Origin of the sequence: Paenibacillus sp. MAHUQ-63, from assembly GCF_028765165.1 — a bacterium.
Taxonomy (GTDB): domain Bacteria; phylum Bacillota; class Bacilli; order Paenibacillales; family NBRC-103111; genus Paenibacillus_E.
The window spans coordinates 255,135-280,991 of the sequence record NZ_JARADB010000003.1 but is presented as its reverse complement, the minus strand read 5'-3'; the positions used below and the strand labels follow the sequence as shown (position 1 = coordinate 280,991).

Sequence of the window (25,857 nt, the reverse complement as noted above, 5' to 3'; positions counted from 1 at the left end):
GCGGGATCGTGAAATACGATCTTCGCTAGGTTTTCCGTTTATTCGTTAGACAGCTTCAAGATGTCGAGCAGCTTGAAGAACAAGCTGAGCACAATGGCCACAATCGTCGCCAAAGCCATCCCTTTCAATTCGAAATGCCCCAGCTTCAGCGCCGCGCCGCTAAGTCCGATGACAAGCACGGCCGTCGTTAGAATCATATTAACCGGCTTCGCATAGTCGACCTTCGTTTCGACGAGCATCCGAATGCCCGAAGCGGCAATGATTCCGAATAGCAGCAGGGATACCCCGCCCATTACCGGAGTTGGGATCGTCTGAATCAGCGCGGAAATTTTGCCGACAAACGACAGCACAATCGCGAAGACGGCCGCGCCGCCGATGACCCAGACGGAGTATACCCGGCTGATGGCCATAACCCCGATGTTCTCCCCGTAAGTCGTATTCGGTGTGGAGCCGACGAGGGAGGACAGCATCGTGGAGATACCGTTACCGAGCAGCGATCTGCTGAGCCCAGGATCTTTGGACAAATCTTTGCCCACCATATTGCTCGTTACGATCAGATGTCCGATATGCTCCGCAATGACAACCAGCGAGGCGGGTGCGATGATCAAGATGCTCGCCAGATCGAAGGTTGGAGTTGTGAACGTCGGGAGTTGGAACCATTGGGCGGCGTTCCAGGTTTCTTGCACATGCACAAGTCCCAGACATGCTGCAAGGACATAGCCCAGCACGATGGCGACAAGAATCGGAATGACCTTGAGCAATCCGCGGAAGACGATGGAACCTATCACCCCGACTAAAAATGTGAAAATGGATACCGTGATCGCCGTCATATCGGGGCTCCAGGCTTCCTTGGCATCGGCCGGGCCGATGATTCCCGCCATGGATGCGGCCGTAGGCACAAGCTCCAGTCCGATGACAGACACGATGGCGCCCATCGCCGCAGGAGGGAATACCACATCGATCCAGCGCGTTCCCACAAAACGGATGAGGATGGCGATGATCGTAAAGATGAGTCCGACCACGAGGAAGCCGCCTAACGCCGAGCTGTAGCCCTTGGAACCAAGGACGACGAAAACCGGCGATAGGAAGGCGAAGCTTGACCCTAGAAAGGCGGGAATTTTCCCTTTGGTTATCAAAATATAAAGCAGTGTGCCGATTCCGTTCATAAGCAGAATCGTGGCGGGATCCACATGAAACAGAATCGGAACCAGCACGGTGGAGCCGAACATCGCAAACAGATGCTGCAGGCTGAGGGGGATGCTTTCGCCTATGGAGGGGCGTTCATCGACTTGAATGATACGAGACACGGTGATACGTCATCCTTTCTGTAACTTCTCGTTCGCTATCTTACCACAAATCCTGCTTGCAGGTAAGCCTTACCACTCTCTGCGGAGAGCAAACAGGTCGTGCAGCTCGTCATTGGAGAGCTCTGTGATCCATGCCTCCGAAGTGGAGATGACGTTCTCGCTCAGGCTCATTTTGCTTTCCAGCATGTCGTCGATTTTCTCCTCCAGCGTCCCCAAGGAAATGAACTTGTGTACTTGAACGTTCCGCGTCTGCCCCATGCGGTATGCACGGTCTGTCGCTTGGTTCTCCACCGCCGGATTCCACCACCGGTCAAAGTGAAACACGTGATTGGCGGCAGTCAGATTCAGCCCGACGCCGCCGGCCTTGAGCGACAGCACGAAGATACCCGGTCCGTCCGGGGCTTGGAAGGTGTCGATCATCTTGTCGCGTTCCTGCTTCGGCGTGCTGCCGTTCAAATACAGGACCGGCTCGCCCCGCTGCGCCTGGAGGATGTCGGCCAGCATACGGCCCATGCCGACATACTGCGTAAAGATCAGGCAGGAGTCGCCTTCATCGCGAAGCTCGCCGACCATAGCGACCAAACGTTCCAGCTTGGCTGACCGCAGGATGAAAGCATCGCGGCTGCTCTCTGCCAGCAAGCTTTCTTCGGTGAGCCCGGCTTCCTTCGTCAGCAGGACGGGATGATCGCACAACTGCTTCAGCTGGGTCAGAGCTGACAGGATCGCGCCCTTGCGCTCCATGCCTTCGAGCTGCCGCATGCGTTCCATCAGATTCTTGACGGCTTGTTCATAGAGAGCGCCTTGTTCGGCGGTCAAATGAATATAGACCTTCATCTCCTGCTTGTCCGGCAGATCGAGCTGGATCGCGGGATCTTTCTTTTTCCGGCGGAGCATGAACGGCTTGACGAGCTTCTGCAGCTGCTGCGTACGTTCTTCGTCCTGATGCTTCTCGATCGGGTTCGCGAAGCGATGCTGGAAGCCGCGCTGGGTCCCGAGATAGCCGGGATTCAAGAAGTCGTAGATCGACCACAACTCCGACAGCCGGTTCTCGATCGGCGTTCCCGTCAAAGCAATCCGGTGCTTCGCCTTGAGCGAACGGACTGCGGCCGATTGTTTGTTCTGGGCGTTCTTGATGTTCTGGGCTTCATCGAGACAGAGCGAGCTCCAGACGGTCTCCTGCAAAGTTTCTTGTTCCATCAACGCCGTCGTATACGAGGTCAGCACGATGTCGGTATGCTGCAGTACTTCCGCAAGCTTCTCGCCGCTCAGACGTCCTTTGCCGTAATACAACAAAACCCGCAGCTCAGGCGCGAAACGCGCAAGCTCCTTCTGCCAGTTGCCTAATACGGAGGTAGGGCAAATGAGCAGCGCCGGCTGCTCCGATTCCGGTTTATGGTGCAGCAAATAAGTGATGAACTGGATCGTCTTCCCGAGACCCATGTCATCGGCCAAGCAGGCGCCAAGGCCGAACTTGCGCAAGTAGGTCAGCCAGGTGAAGCCTTCCCGCTGATAGCTGCGCAGCTCTGCCCGCAGTCCGGCCGGCACCGGAATTTCCTCCAGCTCCGAAGGCTGTGCCAGCTGCCGCATAAGCCCCATCAGATGCGCGTTAAGCTCGACTTCGAGCTGTATTCTAGCCTCATCCTCCGCGTCATCCTCTTCCTGGCGGCTGCCATTCGGCGCAGGGTCTTTCTCGGATTCCCGCAGCAGGTGGAGCTGGAATATGTCAAGCAGGGACAGTCCTTCCTGCGGGTCGACGCTTGCCATCAGCCTGCGGATCTGTTCGAGCAGCGCAGGGTCCAGATATACCCATTGCCCGCGGAAGCGGATCAGGCGTTCATTCCTGGATAGCAGCGCAGCGAATTCGCTTTCGCTCAGCTCGGCGTTGCCGATCGCGATGCGCCAGTCGAAGTCGACTAAGGCGTGCACGCCGAAGAGCGAGCGGCCCTTGCCTCCGGCTTCGGAAGAGACTTTCGCGCGCAGCCGCGGTTTGCGTTTGGAGGCGGCCTCCCACCAGCCGGGCAGCATGACGTTCCAGCCGCCGTCCAGCAGGAAGCGGCTGTGGGCCGTCAGGAAGCGCCAAGCTTCTTCGTCGCTCAGTGGCCCCGCCAGCAGCTCTTCGCCGCTGCTGCCGCTAGGCAGCGCTTCGGACAGCCGCGCGGCCCAGCCGGCAGAACGCTCACGCACATAGGGGCTCCAGGAGCTGTCCCATGTGCCGATGGCGCTGCCCTCCTTGGTGAGCCGTATCGGCGCAAGCACCGAGCCATCCTGCTTGTCCTGCAGCACAAGGCGCAGCCGCCAAGTGTCGTCTTCTTCGTCCGGCTCCAGGAGCTGCAGCGCAGGGCGGAACGGCGCCGTGTCCGGCCGCCAGCCCAGCGAGGACAGCCATTCCTCCTCGGTCATGCCGGTTAGGGCCGCGCCTTGTTGGAACAAAGCGGGGTAGTCCCTCCGCAAATCGGACAAGGCGGCTTCGTCCGCGTAATGTTTGGCGGAGACAGCGGCGGAGAAGGCGGCCCGAAGGCCCTCCGCTCCGGAGCCGAGTCCCTCGACGTGCCGGAGTGTCGACCAATCCAACGCTCGTAACGCTTCCGCTTCCGTGTCCCATGACCAGCCTAACGTTCCTCTCCGAAAGTCTTGCAAGCTGGGCACGTAACGCCCCTCGACGGCTTCCTGATAGAGCAGGGGAGCGGCGGCGAGCAGAACGGTCGCAGCGGCATTCCCTTCGTTCATCTGCATGATGCCCATGAACGCAGGCTCGGCGAAATACGGCAGAACCATTTCCGCCGGAAGCACAACGACGGTCAGCTCGCCGGCTTGCCGCAGCTCCAGCGTAGTGCCGTAATAGGACGGCTCATGCCAGGCAAACAGCAGATTTCGCAGCTGTTCGCCCGGTGCTTCACGTCCGTCGAGTTCACCCCAGATGAGGGCGTCGCCGCGATCGGTCATCGTGATATGTAGGGTCAAGTCGTGCAAAATGACGTTCATTCGAGCAGTTTTCCTTTCTTCAGTTCCTCTTGCAGAGCACGCAGCCTGCTGTGACGGTCCGCGAAACCGTCGAGGAAGGCCGCCCAGCGTTCGGGCTGCTTCAATTTTTTGTATACCTTCCCCAGCCGTTTCAGCAGTTTAACCGCGGCTTTGTAGTCGTGGCGGTTCTTCAGGCCGACATAATGATGAACCGCTTGATGATAGTAGGGCAGCAGCAGCTGCGGCTGTTCCTTCTCAATCGGCTGCAGCACGCTGACACGGTGAAAGAGCGGATCGCGCCCCTGGGAAATTTGCATTTCCAGCCATGCTTTCCAGTTGCCCCGCTCGTACAGAAGCTTCTCGATAAGCCAGAACGAGCGAGGCAGCAGAGCTTCCAGCGCCTGCCACATCTCGCCTTCCCCTTGCGGGACGTGCTGGATAGCGATCTGCCAATATTTCGCATAAGTATCGAGTTCCCGGGTGCGCGGATTGCTGAAGAATTCGTTCGATTTCTTAAGCCAGTCTATCAGATCCGCGTAGCGGCGGGATTCAATCATATAATCGAAGAAGCTTACAAAAAGATAAGCGGGCGTGTCCTTGAAGGACGGAGCCGCTTCGAAGAATGACCATGCATCGTTCGGTTTATCCGCCACAAGCAACAGGAACGTGTTCGCCGCATGAAGCGAAGGCGTCGATGCAGAGGGCCAGGCTTCAAGCTCCTTCCGGGCGTGAACATGCGCCGCAGTGCCGTCGGCTTTGCGCCACGCTGTCCAGAGTGCCGTGTAAATGCCGAAATCCTGGTAGCTGTGACCGGTTTGCTCGGCCATTTGCTGGCGGATATAAGCAAGGGTCGAGGTCAGCCGATCTCCGGATTGCTCCAGAGATAATCGCAGTACGTTCGCTTTCAGCCAGGTCATAATATCGTCATAGACCTTGTAGATGGTTGACGATGTGAAGAAGCTGGCGCTATGGGAGCTTGAGCTCTTTATTTTACGGAGCAGGAACAGCTCCTGATGCAATTCGAAGAAGGCACGGTCCTGCGCGGAGAACGGGATGTCATACTTGCTTAACGCTGCCAAATGATTGCGCAGCTGGAGTACATAGCTGCCTTGATCCAAGGCGGGCTTGAACTGAATTGTCAGGTTGTCGAGAAATTGCTGCCAGGCGGAAACAGGCAAGTTCGGCAGCTCCAGGATCGCTGACTCGGATGAGGCTGCTGCTGCGGCGCGCTTCATATGCATTTTGGCATTCATGATGTGCGCAGCCGGGTACCCCAGACGATCCCCCAGCTCCATCATCACGGCGGCCAAATGCTTGCAAGAGCGCCCAACCGGACACGTGCACCGGCTTGCGGCAAGCTGATCCAGATCAAGCGTTACGCGGTATGAGTCGGAATCATCGACCTTGGCCTGCACCATCCGCGCTTCCGCCATACTGAGGGACACGACCTGACCTTGTTTAAAAGAAGTAAATCCCCGGCTAAGGGTCACATCCGTATAAGCTTCGGCGACATGCGCCAACAGCTTCAACCAATCTTCATCATGTAAAAGGGGAGAGGCACTCATGGTTGATCTCCTTGCTAAAAATGGAGTAACTAATAACCTTCTTAGTATAAATAGTGGAGGTTATAAAGTAAATTTCGTATTGTATGAAAAAAAATTCATAGAATAGGATCGCTAGGTGAATAAATGAAGATTGGAAGAGTCATAATTGGAGTATAGTGTGCGGAGCCGCGAACAACATAGGGAATTCAACATATACCGCATTGACAATTCTTACTGTAACAATTATAATTACAGTATAGAAGTTGAACAAAATAACGCTAAGGCGGTGTTGGATGATGAACTATCAAATCAGTGATTGGGTTATGGCCACCACGAATCAAGATGAAATGCTGCACGGTTATGTTGAATCCATTGATGTGCTTGGAGGTATGACTCGTATTTACGTGATTGCATCCGACCGTGAATCAACGATTGGAAAAGTCATGGAAGTAAGTACGCAGGATGTCAAAAAACTGCCAGTAAGCTCTCTGGATCTCGAGGAGCAGGTGAAAAGCTTGATTGATGTCGCTTTGGCCGTCAGAGACGAACAATGGTTCTTCGAGTTGACGGGGAAATTGCTTTCTCTTCAACAACATGGATCGAAGCGCAATGAACAGGATGCACTCCCGTCTCTAGCGTTCCGCAATCGCTTGGGCGTCGATCAGTTATAATAAAAGCCAGTCCCGGACATGTTCACATGTCACGAGGATTGGCTTTTTTTGGTGCCGCCGGCAGCGGCGGATCGTCCGTTTATTGTACAGGCGCCTTCTTAGCGCTTGGCTTCACTTTGGCCATCTCCGTATCGAACAACGCTTGCAGCTCGGCAATTTTCCGCGGATCGGTAAGCGCCATCTTGTCCGTAAAATAATGCTCTTGAATGAGCTCCCAAGTCGGCACCTGCTTCTGGGCCGTTATCGTGCGAATCGCCGTCTTGAGCAGCTTCCGTTCTCTCGCATTGCTATATACGTCGACGTATTGCTGCTTCCGGGCGAAATCCAGCTTGTCGAAGACGGCGCGGAACACGAGTGACGTCATTCGTGCGTCATCCAAAGCCCGGTGCGCGGCCCCTTCCGCCGCGATCTCCAGATCGAGCAGCGCCGCCTCGACGCTTACGTCGTTCGTTACATTTTTGTAGCGGATGTATCCCTTCAATAAATCGAAATAGTCGGCATTCATCCAATAGGAATCATCCAGTTTGTGCATCCGCGTATCGTAGACGATGCGCTTCAGATCCTCGCCTCCCCATGTGATGAGGAGGAATTGCTCGCTGCGGTTGAGCCAGTGGATGAAATCGGCGATCACTTTGCGAAAGCCGGCGGCTTTATCGATATCCTCCTGCGGGATGCCCGTTTTCTTCTTAATAAATCCGTTCAGCTTCGAGAAGTAGACCGGCTTGATCAACGCCGCGAATTCATCGACAGGCTGAAGCGCCTCATTCAACCGGACAGCCCCGATTTCTATAACCTCCATCGGCAGTTCGCTGGCAAATTTCCGGCCGTTAAATTCGATATCTAACACAATGTAATCCATGATGCAGCCCCCGTTCTTCTATTCCTATCATTGTATCAGAAAATGTTCAGGCTGCCATCTTTGCTTTTCCATAGACTAGGCGCAGCATGAGACTGAAGGCCAAACCGGCGAAGGACATGATAGAAATGCAGAGATAGAGCGACTGTCCGCCGAATACCTCATAGAACCATCCGCCGGCATAGGAGGCGACGATACCGGATACACCGAAGAACAGCAGAGCAAGCACGGTCTGTCCGGTAGCCCGCCATTCTTCAGGCACAATGCGGTACAAATATTGAATCGCAGCCGAATAGAAAATCGGGAACGTGAACATCTGCAGCAGCTGCAAATAGACGAGAGCATGAGGTTCGGTAATCCATGCGGACAGGAAGAAGCGAATGAAATAGAACAGCGCCGAGAACGCGATGATGGCAAGCTCCTTGCCTTTGCGCAGCCACCAGAAGCTCAGGGCGAAGACGAGTATTTCGCTGCCCGCCGCTAGAAACCATGCTTGTCCGACAAGGTCCGGGCTGCCGCCTAAGTTGCGGATATAAACGCCAAGAAAGGTATCATTAATCCGCTGAGGAACGGCAACAATAAAGATTAACACCATAAACCAAATCGTTTCTTTATTTCCTAGGAAATTCTGTAAGCTCTTCAGTGTAATCGGTTTTCCGGTGACTGGGGCATCGGGAAGAGCCAGGCAAATGACAAGTGAAATGAGGCCGATCCCGGCGAATAACAAGCCGAGGCTATTCAGCCCTAGATACTGAATGGCATACCCGACGGCGAGCGACATGACGGCATAACCCACTGCGCCGAACGTACGAATAGAGCCGTAGCTGACGCCATTGGCTTCCGCCGTTTGAAAGTTCAAGCTTTCCGTAAGCGGGTCCAGCGGCATTAAGAAGAAATACAAAAACATCGTAAACAGCAAGAGCACGATGAAGCTGTTCGATGTATACAAGAAATACCCAACTAACGTGGAACAGACCAGCAGCAGCAGCATGACTTTCTTGATGGTTTTGGTTTTGTCGCTGATCATGCCCCATAACGGTTGCGAGAAAATAGTAATGATCCCGCCCGTTCCGATGATCAGGCCGATCTTGGAGGCCGGCAGCCCTTGCGCGTCGAGATAAACCGGCAGGAACGAAACGAACATGGCCAGCAGCGCAAAATACAAAAAATTGAATGAACGCAGTAAATTTGAAGAACTCATGATGACCTTAACCTTCCCGGATGAATTAGCACTTGATGCTGTAAACATACATTCTATCATGATCCGCAATAGATTCCAAAGCATAAACGAATCAAGAACGCATCGCCGACGGCGCTTTCCCGGTTACTTTTTTATATTGTCTGCTAAAAAAATAAATGCTGCGATAGCCGAGCGCCTCCGCAACCTCGTTGACGGTCATGCCGAGCTTGAGCAAATAGGTCGCGCGTTCGATTCTTTTATCGATAATGAAGGATTCAAGGGATTGTCCCATGATCTCTCTGAATTTAATTGAGAAGTAACGCGGGGAAAGATGGGCCAGCTTGGCCAATTGCGCGATGCTGAAAGGATGTCCGGGGTCCTGCATGATGTGCGCGGCGACGTCGGTCATCACCTTGTGCATCGAACGCCGGGCGGTATCACCAAGCGCCTGATTAGCCGGAGCCTGACGCTCGAACAGCAGCAGCAGAAGCTTCAGCAGCATGACCGCTTCCTCATGGGAGCCATAGGCTCCACTCATTCTGACATGGATAAAACGGTCCAGATAGGACTCATAGGCTTCGGCGGAGTCGAAATGCACGTGGGAGGGAAGCGGGATAATGGCATCCTCGATCTTACTTCCCTGATCACCAGTGTTCCCTTGAACCGCAAAATGGATGTAAGTAACGGTTAACGGCTTGTGCGGATTGTGAGCGGCACTCGTAAAATCTCCAGGCCGAAATAGAAAGCAATCGCCCGGACCGACCTTTCGCTCCGTGCCGTTCAAGGTTACCTCGCCTTCGCCATCCCATACATACCACAGATCAAAGTCATGAAACGGCTTGTGGGCGCGGTGCCATCTCCAATTGGGCTCGCATACCACCTTGCCGAAATAATCGCCGAGAACGAGCTCACGCACTGTGAACGTCGACATCACGATCCCTGCTTTCTTATGTAAAATAGTGCAAACCGTCCAGTGCTTTAATGCATTTATTTTACTATGATCCGTATCTATAATAAAGCTATAATCCTGCAAATAAGTTAAATGGAAGGGACGGGAGGCTTATGGCGAAAGCGAGCACGCCGGAAGAAATCTCGGCAGAACTGTACAGGTACGACCGGATTGCGGATAAGCTGCAAGGCTTCGGAGAATGGGGACCTGAGCCGTTGAACCGGTACCGCATGGACGGATTCATGGCCGTCGAGCATGTGCTGAATGAGGATGAGATACAGTCGGCCAAGGATGCCTTGCACGAGCTCATTTTCGTCGATGCCAAAGGGGCGCAAATCCAGTTCACGAAGCCAAGCAGCGAACTGAGGACGCCGGAGGAACGCGAGCTGGCCGTGCGGAAGGTGCACGAATTCGTGGACGGCGACGAGCGGCTGCGCCGGATCGCCTATCATCCGGCGATTATGGCCGCCGTTGAAGATATATTGGGCGATGAGCCGCTGCTCGTACAGGACATGGCGCTGCTCAAACCGCCGCATGGCGGAGGCGAGAAGCCATGGCATCAGGACATGGCCTACGGGAATCTGGCCTACGATAAGCAAGTCGTCGGCGTGTGGATCGCCTTGGACGAGGCGGCGCTGGACAACGGCTGCATGCACGTCATCCCGGGCTCGCAGGCGGACGGGGCGACACCGCATTATGCGGTGCGCGATTGGCAGCTGTGCGATGCGCATGTAGCGGTCGAGAAGGATGTGGCGGTGCCGCTATTGCCGGGGGGCCTTCTTTTATTCCACGGCTTGCTGAAGCATGGAACCCCTTACAATCTTTCGTCCAAGCGACGGCGGGCCTTGCAGTACCACTATGTGGGCAAGTCAGCGGCGAAGCTGACGCCCAAAGAGTACAAAAGGTTCTTCACCAACGAAATGACCGGTGCCGAATGTTAATGAAGTAGAACCCTGAGGAGGGCTGTCTCACGTAGACAGTCTTCTTCTTTTTTCTTGCTTAAATCCCTGTCTCCGTATAAAATGCTCAGTAATCTGCTTATGAGGTGTACATCATGCGCAACCTGCTCGAGCGTTTTTGGAAACGCTTTTTTCAGCGAAAAACGTTTTTTCGCAACATGGTCATCCTTTCTTTGTTCGCTACGGTCGTTCCGGTGCTGGCTGTCGGTACCGGCAGCTATTTATTCTCCGCGGCGGCTGTTCAGCGGGAAGTGAACCAATCCAATGTCCGCATCCTTAATAACGTATCCTCGAGTATGGATGCAACGCTGGACCGAATTCAGAACAATGCCATCCAAATGCTGCTGGGCAGCTTCTTCAGCTCGAATCTCACTGAGTTGAAGAATACGAATTACTCAGGCTTCTATTCGAGCATCTCGCGGGAGCTGTCCGCCCTGCAGAGCGGCAATCAAGAGGTCAGCGACGTGGCGATGTACGTGCCTGACGAAGGCTATTTGATTTCTTCTTTCTATGGCGGACGCAAAATCGAGGGCGAAGGGGACCGGGCGGCGCTAAGCAAGGAACTCGAGTCCGAGGATCAGATCAAGTGGGTCACCGGACCTTATCCGAATGTCCCCGGTTATAACCAAAGCGGCGTTACCTTGATCAGCAAAGTGCCGCTGCTTGCCCAGAAGCCTACAGGACTTCTATTCATACGGATTGACGAAGCGTTGTTCAGAAATATGATGGACCGCTTCATCAGCTATGACGGGGAGCAAATGTATATTCTGAACGCACAAGGAGCGCTCGTGACTTCAAGCACCGGGAGCACGGTTCCGGACGGCTTATTGGAGCTTGTCGCGCATAACCGTGCGGAGCCGCGATTCGCCTATAGCAGCAATGGCACGGATTACATGGTAACGCCGATCACGTCTTCATACAATAAGTGGCAGTATATTAATCTCGTTCCGCTCCAAGAGCTGAATGCCAAATCCAATGGAATTGCGCTCATCACCCTTATCATCGTCGGGATTTGCTTATTGCTAGGCTCGCTCTTTGCCTTCTGGGGGACAAGACGGGTATATCGTCCTATACAGAATTTGGTTTCTCAGGTCAAAGGCGAGCACGGCCAGGACATCGATACCGACGAAGTCGGGTTTATGCACCGGAGGTGGATGGAGCTGAGCAGTGAAGCCAGCGAGCTCCAGCAGCAATTAAGCGATCAAGCGCCGGTGATTCGTGAGATTTTCGCTTTGCAGCTGCTGCAAGGAAGGTTCCTTCATTACTCCGGAGAGCAGCTGGAGAGCATGCTGCACAGATATGAAGTGCCGGTCGGGATGGACAACTGTATTTTCGTGCTTGCCTTCGATCTGCAGCCGGAACGGCAATCGCGTTTCCAGGAAAGCGATCATAACCTAATCGTCTTCGCCGTGAAAAATATTATTGACGATTTGCTAAGAGCTCATCAGCGCAAGGGGATCATCATGAACCTGCTCAATGACCAGGTAGCCGTTTGGCTGTTCGGCGAACAGGAGTCCGTGGAGGATAGGGAGACGGACATCAAATCGTTCGTCGAGCGGCTTCGCGGCCTCGTATCCGACTATTTGCGGCTGCCGGTGACAATCGGGATGAGCGGTCAGAGCGATCTCATCGCGGATGTGCCGGAGCTGTACGAGGAAGCGGTTCGCGCGGTCAGCTCCAGAATCATTGTCGGCGACAATCAGGTCATTGTGCATGCTGGCGGCAGCGAATCGGAGCACCATTACCGCTATCCGATCGAAATCGAATCGCATTTCGAGAATTCCCTGCAGCTCGGCCGGCAGGACGAGGCGGAGCGGATGCTGGACGAGTTCGCCAAATCCATGCAGGGAGGCACGCACAAGCCTGAACTCATTCAAATTTCCTATTACCGGCTGCTCACGGCCGCCATACGAACCGCCTATGTGCTTGGATTGGATTCAGCAAGCCTGTTTGGAGAAGGGGAAGAAGCTCCGTATGCGCAAATTCGTAAATTCAGCACGATCCGCGAGCTCAACCAGTGGTTCAAGGAGCAGTTGGTTGCTCCGGTTACCGCTTACGTGCATGGCAAGCACAATCATGAGCATGAACAGATTATTCATAAAGTCGTCCAGTATATGGAAGATAATTATCATTTCGATCTGTCCCTCGACCAGTGCGCGCAAATTTGCGGGCTAAGCCCGCACTACCTCAGCAAGCTGTTCAAAAAGACGATGGACGTGTCCTTCATCGAATATTTAACGAAGCTGCGTATTGAACGATCCATTGAGCTGCTTCGAACGTCCGAGCTTTCCGTTGCCGATATTGCCGGGAAGGTCGGATATCAGACCAAGAATTTCATCCGGGTGTTTAAAAAGATGACAGGCGTCACGCCAGGACAATTCCGCGGCACCGATACCGCTGATTAGCGTGCCCATTTTTTGTTCCGCAGCCTAATTACTTAGGCAAGAAAAGTGTATTAAGCAGGGAGGAGCCCCGTTTCATCGGGGTTCCTCTTTTTTTGGCATGGGACGGGCTCGGACGCAAGAATTGGTCATTGTTCACGGAATCCCCGTCATGTACGATCACTTCAGGAGCAAGGCAGCCAGATGCCAATGACATGAAGAGGGGTGAAGAGTTATGCTGCATAGCCGAATGGAGCGGATCCGTTCAGGGGATCAAGCTCATGGCAACCAAGAAGAACGCGCTGCAATAACTTGGGCGGGAGAATGGAAGACCGCGCTCCGGCGCGATAAATATTTGTATATGATGGCGGCGCCGGGATTGCTGTTTTTCCTCATCTTTAAGTATTTTCCGCTGTGGGGATTGCTGCTTGCCTTCCAAAATTATTCGCCTTATTTAGGGTTTTGGGACAGCGAGTGGGTGGGATTCAAATATTTCCACGAGTTTTTTACGAATCCTGATTTTATGCTGCTGTTTCGCAATACGATGGCGATCTCGCTGCTCAATATCGTATTCTTCTTCCCGGTTCCGATTATCGTAGCTCTTCTGCTTAATGAGGTGCGGAGCCTGCTGTTCAAAAAAATCGTGCAAACGGTCGTGTACCTGCCGCATTTTCTTTCGTGGGTCATTATCGTCGGGATCTGCTTTCTGATCTTCGGTCAAGCGAGCGGAGTGATTAACCAACTGATCGTTCAGTTCGGCGGCGAGAAGATCGAATTTCTGACGGAGCCGAATTTGTTCTGGGGCATGCTTACGGCTCAGAGTATATGGAAGGAAGCGGGTTGGGGAACGATCATCTTCCTCGCAGCACTGGCCGGCATCCATTCAGAGCTGTATGAAGCTGCACAAATCGACGGGGCCAACCGGTGGCAGCAAATGCGCAATGTCACGCTTCCCGGCATACGGGGTACCATTATCGTGCTGCTCATTCTTCGCCTCGGCCAGGTAATGGACGTAGGCTTCGAGCAAATTTACTTGATGAGCAGCGGACCTGTTGCGCATTTGGCGGATGTGTTCGACACTTATGCGTACCGTGTGGGCATTCAGCAGGGAAGATTCGGTTATGCGACGGTGGCCGGGCTATTCAAATCGGTCGTAGGGCTTATTCTTGTCGTATCCGCCAACAAAGTGGCCAAAAAATTCGGAGAGGAGGGGCTGTACTAATATGCATAAAAGCTTAGGATCTTCCGTGTTTAATGTGCTTAACTATGCCTTGTTAGCATTGATCGGACTTGCCACCCTGCTGCCGTTCCTGTACGTCGTCATCATCTCGTTTACGGACCCGTCCGAATACTTGGCGAAACCGCTTGTTTTGATTCCTGAAACGTGGAGCTTATCTGCTTATGAATTCATTTTCTCGACCAATGCCTTTATGAAGGCGATGGGGATCAGCGGTTTTTTGGCAGTGGCCGGGACCGTATTAAGCCTGATCGTGACTAGCGCGCTAGCTTATGTGCTGTCCAGAAAACGGTTGAAGGGGAAGAAGTTTTTCCTCGTCGCCATCCTGATGACCATGCTCTTTAATCCGGGGATGATCCCGAATTATTTGCTCGTAGACCGTCTTGGGTTGATGGATTCGGTGTGGGCGCTCATTCTGCCCGCGTTAACGAGTGCATGGTATGTCTTTCTGATGAAAAATTTCTATCAAGACATTCCGGACGAATTGGAGGAAGCCGCCAAAATCGACGGTTGCTCCGACTTCGGCGTATTCGTCCGCATCATGCTGCCGATCTCGGTTTCCGCGCTTGCGGCATTCGGTTTATTTTATGCTGTCGGGTATTGGAACACGTATTTCAGCGGAGTGCTCTACATTAACCGCGATGCGCTCCGGCCGCTGCAGGTGCTGCTCCAAATGATGCTGATCTCCGCTTCGCAGATGGGCGATCCGTCTGTGGCCGCCATGATCGAAAGCGAACGCACCGTGCCGCCGCAAGTGATCAAAATGGCCGCTGTCGTCGTATCGTCGCTGCCGATTGTCATCGTGTATCCATTCCTTCAAAAATATTTCGTCAAAGGCATGATGGTCGGCTCCGTCAAAGGCTAGATTCATAAGCGGACCGCTGCCGCTAACGTCTAACGAACGATTGAAAGGGGGGATGCGCGTTTCCACGTTCTGCTGAACACAGAGTTTTCCTGCACAGACAGTCATGATAGGATTAGATGATTAACGGGAGGTCATTCTATGCAAACAATGGTTAAAAAATGGACAGTCATCATGACGGCCGCAGCGCTGTCAACAGCTTTGGCCGCTTGCGGCAATGCGTCAACGGGGACGCCGCAAGCCGCGAACTCAGGCGGCGGCAAGCCTGCCGCTCCGACGGATATTTCGATAACGACGCTGGCCTTCTCCGCCGCTCCGACGGGCGAGCTGGAAGCAGTCAAGAAACTGAATGAGAAATTCAATATCAATCTGAAAATTAACTGGATCCCTTCGGCGCAAATTACGGAGAAATTGAACGCCCTTCTTGCCTCCCGCGATTTGCCCGATGCGCTATTCGTCGAAGATTTCAACTATACGCCGGCGTTCCTGAACGCGATCGATCAGGGGGCATTCTGGGATCTGACGCCTTATATCAAAAATTACCCGAACTTGGCCAAGTATCCTGAAAACGTGTACAAAAACGCATCCGTCAAAGGCAAGCTGTATTCGGTTCCGCGTGTCAGACCGCTTGACGGCCATGAGGCTGTGCTGATTCGGAAAGATTGGCTCGATACCCTGGGCATGCAGCCGCCAAAGACGATGGATGAGCTGGCCGCCGTGCTCGAAGCCTTCGCGAAGAAAGATCCCGACGGCAACGGCAAAGCGGATACGTACGGCGCCGTACTGGCAGGCTCGCCGGGCCCGGCAAGCTACTTGCTGTCCATGTTCGGTGCGGGCACCAAGTGGAAGGAAGAGAACGGCTCGCTGATCCCGTATTGGTGGACACCGCAAGCCAAGGATGCGCTTGTGTACTGGAATAAAGCATTCAAGACCGGCGGCATCATGCCCGACTTCCCCGTACTGAAAACGGCGCAGTTCAAGGATATGCTCGTCGCCGGGAAAGCGGGTCTGGCCATCGCGAACGTCGTCGATGCGTATAAATATAACGTGGAGCTGCAGAAGGCGAATCCGAAGGCGAACCTGATTGCCGTAGAGCTTCCGAAGGCGCCTGACGGCAAAGCCTATTATGAGCAGGCGAGCGGCTTCTACGGACAGTTCCTGATCAATAAAAAATCGGTGGACGAAGCCAAGCTGAAAAAAATACTTGAGCTTTATGACTATACGGCATCGGTTGAGGGGTATAATCTGGCCGTCTACGGCACTCAAGACGTTGACTACAAAGTGAAGTCCGACGGCTTCGTCGAGCAAACCGAAGAAGGCAAGAAAAAAGGATATTCAGGCGATACGACCGGTCAATGGGTAACGGGGTACTTCGATAAATATTTGCGGGCGAAAATGTCCGGCATTCCAAGCGACATCTATGAGGCGAATAAAAAGGTCGTCGATGCCATCTCCTCGATTCCGGATCCGACCTATGGACTGTCGAAGACGGCGCCGTTCCAAGAGAAAGGCGCGGATTGGGATAAGAAGCTGAACGACATGCTTGTGAACGTCATCATCGGCAAAAATTCATTGGACGATTGGGATAAATTCGTCAAATCGTTCAAGGACGACCCTAGCTTCCAGCAGCATGTCAAAGAGACCAACGAAGCGTATCAGCAAAAAATGAAGAAATAAGACCGGCCCGTGTACATAGCCCGCACAACCTTGGTGAATCGGGCTATGTACGCCATAGCTTTTTCTTGCTTCGTCGGCTTTTTTTATGAATGGGCTATCTCTGGATACGTTGTCGCCATGCAAGAAATGATGATTGCCTGCGATGAACGCTCTCTATTATGCTAAGAAAGCAAGTTGAATAGAAAGGAAGGATGACATGCAGACTTCTTCAAAGCCCGTTCCCACGACCAAACAGCTTGCGTATCAAGATTGGGAATTCGGGCTATTTGTGCATTTCGGACTGCGAACCTTCTATGAAGGGTATGTCGATTTCGACGAAAGGCCGATGTCGCTCTCCGCTTTCCAGCCGAACGGTCTGGATTGCGAGCAGTGGATTCGGACCGCCAAGGAGGCGGGGATGAACTATGCGGTGCTGACCGCCAAGCATCATGACGGCTTCTCGAATTGGCCGACGAAGTATTCCGAATTTTCGGTGGCGGGGACGCCGTGGGAGGACGGGCAGGGCGATGTCGTGCGGCAATTCGTGGATGCCTGCCGCAAGTACGATGTGAAGCCCGGCTTATATTATTCGCCTTTCGACGGTTCGGCGAATTTCTATACGCAGGATGCGAAGGCGTATGACGACTATTTCGTGAACCAGATTACAGAGCTGTTAACGGGCTATGGCGAAATCGATATTCTCTGGTTCGACGGCTGCGGCTCCGAAGGTCATGAATACGACTGGCCGCGCATCATCGGTGAAATTCGCCGTATGCAGCCGAATGTATTGATTTTCAATATGGGAGACCCGGATTTCCGGTGGGTCGGCAATGAGGACGGCATTGCGCCGATTCCGTGCTGGAACGTCGTCGATTCCACGGAATTCTCGATTCTGAGTGAGCACAAAGAAAGCTTGAACGAACAGCTGTGGCTGCCGGCCGAGTGTGATGTGCAGCTGCGGGCCAACTGGTTCTACAGCGATGCCGACGAGCATTTGGTGAAAAGCGTTGAAGAGCTGATGGGGTTGTACTACCATTCCGTAGGACGCGGTGCGAATCTGCTGCTCAATATCGGACCGGATCGGAACGGAAGACTGCCGGTTAAGGACACGCAGCGGGTATTGGAATTCGGGGCGGAGATCCGCCGGCGATTCGATCGTCCTGTCGGTACGCTGGCGCCGTGCAGCCGAATGGACAATACGTGGATCTATGAGCCAGAAGAGCCTCATTTGCTCGATCATGTGGTTCTTCAAGAAGATTTGGCGGATGGCGAGAAAGTGAGAAGGTTCACGATTACGATCATGACGAAAAAGACCGGCAAGCCTGTGACCGTGTATGAAGGACGGCATATCGGGCATAAAGCCATCATTCCCATCCCGGCCGTCTATGTCAGCGGCGTCCAGGTTCAAATTACGGAAAGCGACGGAGAGCCGGTACTGCGGGACTTGCTCTTGTATCATTGCGGGCCATCCAACTGACGGCCCCTCTTAGCGGCTAATCACCGTAAACGGTTGTCAACTCTTGAAAATATATCGACGAGGTGAGTGTACGTATGCCAAGAATGAGCAAGCTGTTATCTCTCAGCATCGTTTCGAGTCTGTTGGTTTCCTTCGTACCTTTTTATGAAAGCGCTTATCCGAAAGCGCAGGCAGCTGCCGTGAATCTCCTGAACAATGGAAGTTTTGAACAAACGACAACGACGCTGGACGCGAACTGGAACGGTGTCACGACTCCCGCACCGGTCGGGTGGGGCTTATGGATTCCGACGGGGAGCGGGAACGCGCCGAATCAAACGGTGCGGGTGTCCTTGGACTCAACCATTTATCATGAAGGGAGCAAATCGATTTTGTTTGACGCTTTCGCAACAAGCAGGGTCTCTGTCAACCAGAGCGTCCTCACGGTTACGCCAGGCAAGTCTTACAGACTGAAGGTGTGGGTGAAAACCGAGAACGTTACGGGAACCGGTGCGTATTTCCGAACGCAGTATTACAACACGAGCAAAGTAGGTGACGGTCCGGCATCCGCCAAGCTGCTTGGGACCAAAGACTGGACCATGCAGCAGGTGTTCATGACGATTCCGAGCAATGTAACGAAGCTGGTAGTCGAGCCCTTCCTCGAAACTGGCAAAGGAAAAGTATGGTTTGATGATATGAGTTTGGAGGAATATAACGGGATAACAGGAATTACACTGGACCAAACGGCATTCTCCATGGCGCAGGGGTCCTCCGTGACGCTCAGCCCGGCTGTCGTCCCGGCGAGCGCGCCGGACAAGACGGTTGTCTGGAGCTCGTCGAACCCGAGCGTGGCCACCGTGGACGCTAGCGGCAGCGTAACGGGTGTCGGGCTCGGCTCCGCGACGATCACGGTTGCGACGCCGGACGGCACAATCCAGGCCAGCAGCATCGTCAGCGTGGAGTCTCCGGAGCTGTTCGCCGCTTATGCGCAGATGCGGGCCAAATGGTTGACCAAATTGACGGGCGGCACCGAATATGATCCCGCCGATCCGGATATCGCCGCCAATTTGGCGAAGATGGCGGGCAGTGTGACGAACAGCGAGGCGACAGGCTTCTGGGATACGCTGAATAAAGAGGCAAACCGGACGTACGTGTGGAGCGACCTAACCAGCACGACGGACTCGGCGCAAGTGTCGACGGCGTACGGCAGGCTGAGGACGATGGCGCTTGCTTATACGCTGCAAGGCTCAAGCCTATATCATAACGAAGCGCTGAAGAGCGACATCCTGAGTACGCTCGATTGGATGAACGCGAACCGTTACAACGAAACGAAAACCGAGTACGGCAACTGGTGGGATTGGGAGATCGGCGCACCGCAAATTATGAATGATATCCTGGTGCTGATGTACGAGCATTTGACGCCTACGCAGATTGCGAAGCATATGAAAGCGATCGACCGTTTCGTGCCGGATCCGAAGAAGCGCACGCTCAACAATGTCGTGGAGACAGGCGCCAATCTGCTGGATAAGGCTTTGGTCGTGACGATGCGGGGAATTATAGGCAATAACAGCGCCAAGATTATGCAGGGACGCGATCCGATTGGTCCGGAATTCGTGTATACGACGCAGGGCGATGGCGTGTACACCGACGGCTCCCTGGTGCAGCACGCGAATATCGCATATACGGCGGGCTATGGTGCGGTGTGGTTAAGCCGTGCGGCTGACATGACCTACGTGCTGGGCGGCTCTCCGTGGCCGGTAACCGATCCCAATGTGCTGAATGTGTACAATTGGGTATCCGATACGTTCGAGCCGGTCATCTACAAAGGGCTGTATATGGATATGGTGAACGGACGGGGCATTTCCCGGCAAGCGTCGGGCAGCGCCAGAAGCACGATTACGACGCTGCTGCGTCTGGCCGAAGGAGCCCCTGCGGATGTCGCCTTGGCTATCAAGCGAATGGCGAAAGAGTGGATCTTGACCGATACCACGTATGCCAACTATGTGGAAGGACTGCCAATCTATGAATTGACGCTGGTGAAACAGCTGATGAGCGACGCCTCGGTTGAACGCCGTGGGGAGCTGCAGCGGAATCAAGTGTTTGCAGGCATGGACCGGGTCGTTCACCTGCGCGATGGCTACGGCTTCGGACTCAGCATGTTCTCCAACCGGATTTCCGCCTTTGAGAAGGGCAACAACGAGAACCTCAAAGGCTGGTACACCGGCATCGGGATGACGTTCCTCTACGATCAGGATCTTAATCAGTACCGGAGCGATTTCTGGCCGACCGTGGATTCGTTCCGGCTCCCGGGGACAACGACGGACGGGTCCGGCAAGGGCGTGACGCCGGGTGAGTGGACTTCGTACATGAATACGAAAAATTGGGTCGGCGGCTCCTCGCTGGACGGGCTTTACGGTGCGGCGGGCATGGACTTCTCCCTGAGTAAAGTGACGGGAAGCAGTCTCCAGGGCAAAAAATCGTGGTTCATGTTCGACGATGAAATCGTCGCGCTGGGTGCGGGCATCTCGAAAGAAGCGGGGGGCGCTGCGCCTGTGGAGACGGTCATCGATAACCGGAAGCTGAACGATGCCGGTGATAATGCGCTGACGGTTAACGGCACCAAACTGCCAAACGCGCCGGGCTGGTCGGACACGCTGAATCATGTCAACTGGGCGCACTTGGAAGGCAACCTGCCGGGCGCTGATATCGGCTATTATTTCCCGGATTCGCCGAGCTTGTCCGGTTTGCGCGAAGCAAGAACGGGCAGCTGGAAACAAATTAACAGCGGCCAATCGGATACGCCGGTAACGCGCAATTATTTGAGCCTTGCCTTTGAACACGGTCAAGCTCCTTCCAATGCTTCATATGCGTATGTGATGCTGCCGCATAAAGATGCTGCCGCCACTGCAGCGTACAGCGCTTCGCCGAACGTAGAAATTTTGAGCAATACGGCGGATGTGCACGCCGTTCTAGAGAAGCAGCTTGGCATAACGGCGGCCAATTTCTGGAATGCCGGTTCCGTCGGAGAACTGACCGCCCACAGCCCGGCCTCCGTCATGGTGAAGGAATCCGCAACGGAGCTGACGATCGCGGTGTCCGATCCGACGCAAGTCCAAAGCGCGATTTCCCTCGAGCTCAACAAGCGGGGCTTGACGCTCTTGCGCGCAGACGATTCCATCACGATCAATCAAACATCGCCGGCGTTAAAGCTTAACGTTCAAGTGTCAGGCTCTTACGGCAAGACGCATGTCATCACCTTCGCGAAGGACGGCGCAGCGCCGGTGACGACCGCAGACGCTCCATCCGGTTGGCAGCGCACGGCGCAAACCGTTACGCTGACGGCCAGCGACTCCGGATCCGGCGTACAGCAAACGCTTTACAGCTTGAACGATGCGCCGTTCACCGAAGGCAGTTCCGTCACGATTGCCGGAGATGGCGTTCATGTGCTGCGCTACTACAGCGTAGATCAAGCTGGCAATCAAGAGGAAATCAAGACAGCGGAGATCAAGATCGACGCCTCGGCGCCGGCGGTCGTTCCGACCGTTACGATGGATGTCTATTGGACGGATGGCGGATCGCTGAACTTCGACGTCACGGACGGAGTCAGCGGCATCGCCAGCGTTCAGGTGGAGCTGGATGGAGTCCCTGTCAGCCAACCTTATACGTACGAACCGCTTGCGCTCCGCATCGGTGACCATGTGGTTCAGGTGAAGGCGGCGGATGCTGCCGGGAACGAGAGCATTCAGACATTTGCGCTGCAAGTACGCATGGATGACGCTCATTTGGATGAAGCGGTGCAGTACGCCTACAGTCGAGGATGGATCGAGAACGAAGGCATCTATCGCAGCTTGCTCGCAAAAATTGAAGCTCTGCAGAAGCAATCTCAGGACGGACACGTCCAAGAGGCGATGAATGCCCTTGAGCACTTCGTCAGCGCTCAATCCGGTAAGAAAATTGATGCCAAATTCGCGGAGCACTTTAAGGAAGCTATTTCATTTCTGAAATCATAAAATAAGTAAAGGGCTTTCCTTCCTGCACTTGCAGGGCGGGGGAAGCCCTTTCTTTTTTTCATGGGCAGGCGTTCCTTCTTCTTCCATTTCTCCAGAGGACGGTTTACAATATTCGTAAGGAGTTGATGCGAATGAGTTCACCTCATGTGCGGCTGGTTCTCGATGCCAGAGCTGAATTAGGCGAAGGGCCTTGCTGGAATGAATTGGAGAAAGCGCTTTACTGGGTGGATATTATAGGTAAAAGGTTTTGCAAATTCGATCCGGCAACAGGCAGCAACGAAGAATTTCCCGTCGGTGAATACGTCGGTGCGGTTGTTTGCGCCGGACAGGGTGAGGTGATTCTAGCCACGCAATCCGGCTTTCAGTCCTACAGCATGGAACAACGCCGGCTCACGCCGATCGTCGACCCGGAATCGCATTTGCCGGAGAACCGGTTCAACGACGGGAAATGTGATGCGCGAGGTCGGTTCTGGGCCGGAACGATGGAAATCGTCGAGAAAGAAGCCAAGGGTTCCCTCTATGTGCTGGACGTGGACCGCAGCTTCCGCAAGGTTCACGAAGGCGTCGGCGTATCCAACGGAATCGCCTGGAGCCTTGACGGGAAAGAAATGTACTACGTGGATTCCATGAAAAAGCTGGTGCTCGCTTTCCAATTCGATCTGGAGCGCGGTGAAATCTCCGGCCCGAGAACGTTGATTGACTTTGCTGATGCCGGTGAGGAAGGGTTTCCGGACGGGATGACGATCGATGCGGAAGGGATGCTGTGGATCGCGCATTGGGACGGCTGGCAGGTATCGAGGTGGAACCCGCGTACCGGGGAGAAGCTGGACAGCATTCGGGTACCGGCGGCGAAGGCGTCTTCCTGTATATTCGGGGGAGAGGCTCTGGATACGCTGTATATCACGACAGCACGCAAGGACGTTCAAGACCATCTGGCGGGGGAGCAGCCTCATGCAGGCGGCATCTTCGCGGTGCAGCCCGGCGTGAAAGGCACGAGAACGTATACGTTCGGCTTGCACAACGAATTTTAACAATGAAGGAGCACCCATATGCAATTAAATTCCAATGAACTATTATCGATCCAATATATCGGACAAGTTGGCGTTATTTTGCGGAAAAACGACATCACGATCGCAGTCGATCCGTATTTGACGCATTCTGTCGATGCGCTTACCGGCCCTCCGGATCGGTTCTGGGTGCGAAGATACGCGCCTCCGGTCCAACCTGAGACGTTGACGGACGTGGATTTGGTCCTGATCACGCATGAGCATTTGGACCATATGGATCCAGGCACGCTGCTTGCGATCGCGGAGGCATCGCCGGCCTGCCGTTTCGGCGCCCCGAAATGCTGCATCTCTCAGCTTGAGGCGATTGGCATCGCGGCTGACCGGTTGAAGGCGCTCGGTGTGCAGGAGAGTTGGCCGTTTGCCGAAGGGCTGGACATCCAACCCATTCCTTCATGGCACGAAGAGCGCTTACAGGATGAAGACGGCTGGGATCAGTTTCTGGGCTACATGCTGACCTGGGATGAGCTGTGTATTTATCATGCGGGGGATACCCTCCTGACAGAAGGCTTGGTGCAAGCGTTGTCCGGCTTCCGGGTGGACGTGGGCTTCCTGCCGATTAACGGGCGGGATTTGTTCCGCAACCGGATTGGCGTCGTCGGCAATATGAACGCCTTGGAGGCGGCGGATTTGGCGGCTCATTTGAAGTTTGACACCGTTGTGCCCGTTCACTTCGACATGTATCCGAACAATAGCGAAGGCATTGCGGCGTTCGTCGATCGCTTGTACCAGAAGCACCTCGGGCAGAAATTCCATATTTTCCAGCCTGGAGAGACGTTCCTGTACCGGAAATAGCGGCCCAAACTTCGACACGTTCGGAGCCGGGTTTACAGCATTAGGACAATGTGACTATGCATATCTTCATCTAACGATTTTACATACGGTGTGATATTCTAAAGAGGCTGGTACGCTTGCAAACAGATGCTAACATGACCATTATGAATGGAGTGTTGTTCAGATGAAAATGTACCAATCCGTTGACTTCATCCAGCAAGCTGAGAAAATCGCGCTTTATAAGCTGCATCAACAGTCCAATGAGCCTGAGCATACGCATAATTTCATCGAGTTGGTCTACATTTGGCAAGGAGCCGGGTATCATCAAGTGAACGGGAAGTCTTTCGCCGTGCAGCGCGGGGACTTTTTGTTCATGAATGTCGGCGACCGGCACTCGTTCGAAATTCAGAAAAATATGCAGTACATGAACATTTTGTTCGACCCGGAATTTCTAAGCCATCACTTGCATTCGACTGAAACCGCTTCCCATTTTCTCCCGTTGAAGCTGTTTCAAGAATTCAAGGATTCGTTGGCTAATCCGTCGCCGCATGTCACCTTTCGGGGCAAGTGTATGCTTGAAGTGGAGCAGCTGCTCGAGACAATGTACATGGAATACTGCGGCAAAAAAAGCGGCTACCTGGCGATGCTTCACGGCTATGCGACTTTGCTGCTGACGCGGATGTTCCGCAGCATGCAGGACAATCTGCATAACTCGGAGCTGCGCACGGCGTATCATATGCTTCCGCAGTTGTTGTCCTACATCGAAGAGCATTACGCGGGCCATATCACGCTTAACGACTTAGCGCGGGAAAGCTTTTATTCGCCGTATTATTTGAGCAAAATGTTCAAGGAATGTCTGGGATTTACGTTCACGGAGTACGTCCATGACGTCAGACTCCGGGAAGCGAAGCGGATGCTGCTGGAGACCAAGGATTCGATCGAATCCATCGGGCGCAGCGTCGGGTATGAGGATAAAACGCAGTTTTTCAGGCTGTTCAAACAGTCCATCGGCATGACGCCGCAGCAGCTCAGGAAACAGATGTGAACCGAAGAACTTGAAGCGGCAGATTACCGCTGGGGATAAGCCTGCTCCGATTTGGAGCGGGCTTTTTGTGCTGTTTTGGGGATGTGGATGTGTAAAATCTGGAAAGTCATGGACATGGTCAGCCCGGCCCGGGCAGATGCGGAGTTAAGCTGAGATATGGGAGATTGGGCGAGAAGGAGTGGTATATGGGGAAGTGTAGAAATATGGCATAGATGAGGAGATAAGTGGGGGGAAGTGCAGGAATACGACATAGGTGTGGAGTTGAGAGGGGGTAAGCAGATATATGAAGCAGTCGATGAGAAGAGCGGGGAAAGTGCAGAGATATGACATAGATGATGCGACGTTAGGAGAGGAGTAAGAAACATGTAAGGAAGAGTACGAAGGAAGAGTACGAAGGCAGAGTACGAAGAAAGAGTAAGAAGAAAGAGTAAGAAGGAAGAGTAAGAAGGAGGAACAAGAAGAGAGAAACAAGATGGGAGTAGCGAGTAAGGAGAAATAAGGAGGAATAAGGAAGAGTAAGGGAGAGGGAAGGAAGAGTAAGGAGGAGGAGGAGGAGGAGGAGGAGGAGGAGGAGGAGGAGAGCGAGAGGGAGACGTCAGAGTGATGAGCCTAGATCGAAGAGGGAGCAAGAAGTCGGGTCACACAGAAAGTAAGTAACTGGAAAAAAGTAGCTATAGGTGGCGTAAGGCAACAGAAGCAACCGGTTGACAAGGCGATGGAGCCACTATCCCATTGAGTCAGGAAGCTATGCTGATTGAATAATGTCTTCTAAATTAACAATCCCCCTCAACTAGGAGAACTGAGCAGAAGGGATAGTGTACAGAAGAAGCGGCGACACAGAGGTGAACTGCGCAGAAGGGATAGTGTCCAGAAGAGGCGAACTGAGCGAAAGGGATAATGGCCAGAAGAAAGCGGCGACACAGAGGTGAACTGAGCGGAAGGGATAAT

Annotated in this window: 17 protein-coding genes; 11 read left to right on the top strand and 6 right to left on the bottom strand. The window is 53.8% G+C overall.

Annotated elements, in window-relative coordinates; translation table 11 throughout:
* Positions 1 to 38: 38 nt before the first annotated feature.
* The 3 genes from uraA to PUT07_RS17580 form a co-directional block, all read right to left on the bottom strand.
* Positions 39 to 1,307, bottom strand: a complete 1,269-nt coding sequence (gene uraA / locus PUT07_RS17590) for a uracil permease (RefSeq protein WP_274469629.1) — start codon at positions 1,305 to 1,307, stop codon at positions 39 to 41.
* Positions 1,308 to 1,376: 69 nt separating this feature from the next.
* Positions 1,377 to 4,289 (bottom strand): DEAD/DEAH box helicase, encoded by a 2,913-nt coding sequence (locus PUT07_RS17585; RefSeq protein WP_274469628.1) that lies wholly within the window; start codon positions 4,287 to 4,289, stop codon positions 1,377 to 1,379.
* Positions 4,286 to 5,833, bottom strand: a complete 1,548-nt coding sequence (locus PUT07_RS17580; protein ID WP_274469627.1) for an SWIM zinc finger family protein — start codon at positions 5,831 to 5,833, stop codon at positions 4,286 to 4,288. The genes PUT07_RS17585 and PUT07_RS17580 overlap by 4 nt, the downstream gene beginning before the upstream one ends.
* A gap of 272 nt (positions 5,834 to 6,105) precedes the next feature.
* On the opposite strand from PUT07_RS17580, the gene PUT07_RS17575 reads away from it, so the two are divergent.
* Positions 6,106 to 6,483, top strand: coding sequence for an IDEAL domain-containing protein (locus tag PUT07_RS17575; RefSeq protein ID WP_274469625.1), 378 nt, complete (start codon positions 6,106 to 6,108; stop codon positions 6,481 to 6,483).
* Between the two features lie 79 nt (positions 6,484 to 6,562).
* On the opposite strand, the gene PUT07_RS17570 is transcribed toward PUT07_RS17575, so the two are convergent.
* From PUT07_RS17570 to PUT07_RS17560, 3 genes are all read right to left on the bottom strand, one after another.
* Positions 6,563 to 7,342, bottom strand: coding sequence for a 3'-5' exonuclease (locus PUT07_RS17570; RefSeq protein ID WP_274469624.1), 780 nt, complete (start codon positions 7,340 to 7,342; stop codon positions 6,563 to 6,565).
* A gap of 46 nt (positions 7,343 to 7,388) precedes the next feature.
* Positions 7,389 to 8,540: an MFS transporter gene (locus PUT07_RS17565; protein ID WP_274469622.1), complete on the bottom strand. Its 1,152-nt coding sequence runs from the start codon at positions 8,538 to 8,540 to the stop codon at positions 7,389 to 7,391.
* Between the two features lie 91 nt (positions 8,541 to 8,631).
* Positions 8,632 to 9,450 carry an AraC family transcriptional regulator gene (locus PUT07_RS17560; RefSeq protein ID WP_274469620.1) on the bottom strand — a complete coding sequence of 273 codons (819 nt, stop codon included), beginning with the start codon at positions 9,448 to 9,450 and terminating at the stop codon, positions 8,632 to 8,634.
* Positions 9,451 to 9,581: 131 nt separating this feature from the next.
* Here PUT07_RS17560 and PUT07_RS17555 point away from each other — a divergent pair, with 131 nt between their 5' ends.
* The 10 genes from PUT07_RS17555 to PUT07_RS17510 all read left to right on the top strand — a co-directional run bounded on the left by PUT07_RS17555 (position 9,582) and on the right by PUT07_RS17510 (position 24,909).
* Positions 9,582 to 10,409, top strand: coding sequence for a phytanoyl-CoA dioxygenase family protein (locus PUT07_RS17555; protein ID WP_274469619.1), 828 nt, complete (start codon positions 9,582 to 9,584; stop codon positions 10,407 to 10,409).
* A gap of 113 nt (positions 10,410 to 10,522) precedes the next feature.
* Entirely contained in the window at positions 10,523 to 12,832 is a 2,310-nt protein-coding gene (locus tag PUT07_RS17550; protein ID WP_274469617.1) for an AraC family transcriptional regulator, read from the top strand.
* 211 nt (positions 12,833 to 13,043) lie between these two features.
* The gene (locus tag PUT07_RS17545; protein WP_274469615.1) at positions 13,044 to 14,030 is read left to right on the top strand and encodes an ABC transporter permease; all 987 of its coding nucleotides are present in this window, start codon (positions 13,044 to 13,046) and stop codon (positions 14,028 to 14,030) included.
* A 1-nt stretch (position 14,031) separates the two neighbouring features.
* Complete coding sequence (locus PUT07_RS17540; protein ID WP_274469614.1) at positions 14,032 to 14,910, top strand: carbohydrate ABC transporter permease; 879 nt, start codon at positions 14,032 to 14,034, stop codon at positions 14,908 to 14,910.
* Positions 14,911 to 15,048: 138 nt separating this feature from the next.
* Positions 15,049 to 16,584 carry an extracellular solute-binding protein gene (locus PUT07_RS17535; protein ID WP_274469613.1) on the top strand — a complete coding sequence of 512 codons (1,536 nt, stop codon included), beginning with the start codon at positions 15,049 to 15,051 and terminating at the stop codon, positions 16,582 to 16,584.
* Between the two features lie 196 nt (positions 16,585 to 16,780).
* The gene (locus PUT07_RS17530) at positions 16,781 to 18,040 is read left to right on the top strand and encodes an alpha-L-fucosidase (RefSeq protein ID WP_274469612.1); all 1,260 of its coding nucleotides are present in this window, start codon (positions 16,781 to 16,783) and stop codon (positions 18,038 to 18,040) included.
* Between the two features lie 74 nt (positions 18,041 to 18,114).
* Positions 18,115 to 22,026 carry a polysaccharide lyase family 8 super-sandwich domain-containing protein gene (locus PUT07_RS17525; RefSeq protein ID WP_274469611.1) on the top strand — a complete coding sequence of 1,304 codons (3,912 nt, stop codon included), beginning with the start codon at positions 18,115 to 18,117 and terminating at the stop codon, positions 22,024 to 22,026.
* A gap of 131 nt (positions 22,027 to 22,157) precedes the next feature.
* Positions 22,158 to 23,057 carry an SMP-30/gluconolactonase/LRE family protein gene (locus PUT07_RS17520; RefSeq protein WP_274469610.1) on the top strand — a complete coding sequence of 300 codons (900 nt, stop codon included), beginning with the start codon at positions 22,158 to 22,160 and terminating at the stop codon, positions 23,055 to 23,057.
* A gap of 18 nt (positions 23,058 to 23,075) precedes the next feature.
* Positions 23,076 to 23,885, top strand: a complete 810-nt coding sequence (locus PUT07_RS17515; RefSeq protein WP_274469608.1) for an MBL fold metallo-hydrolase — start codon at positions 23,076 to 23,078, stop codon at positions 23,883 to 23,885.
* A 163-nt stretch (positions 23,886 to 24,048) separates the two neighbouring features.
* Positions 24,049 to 24,909: an AraC family transcriptional regulator gene (locus tag PUT07_RS17510; protein WP_274469606.1), complete on the top strand. Its 861-nt coding sequence runs from the start codon at positions 24,049 to 24,051 to the stop codon at positions 24,907 to 24,909.
* Positions 24,910 to 25,857: the final 948 nt, after the last annotated feature.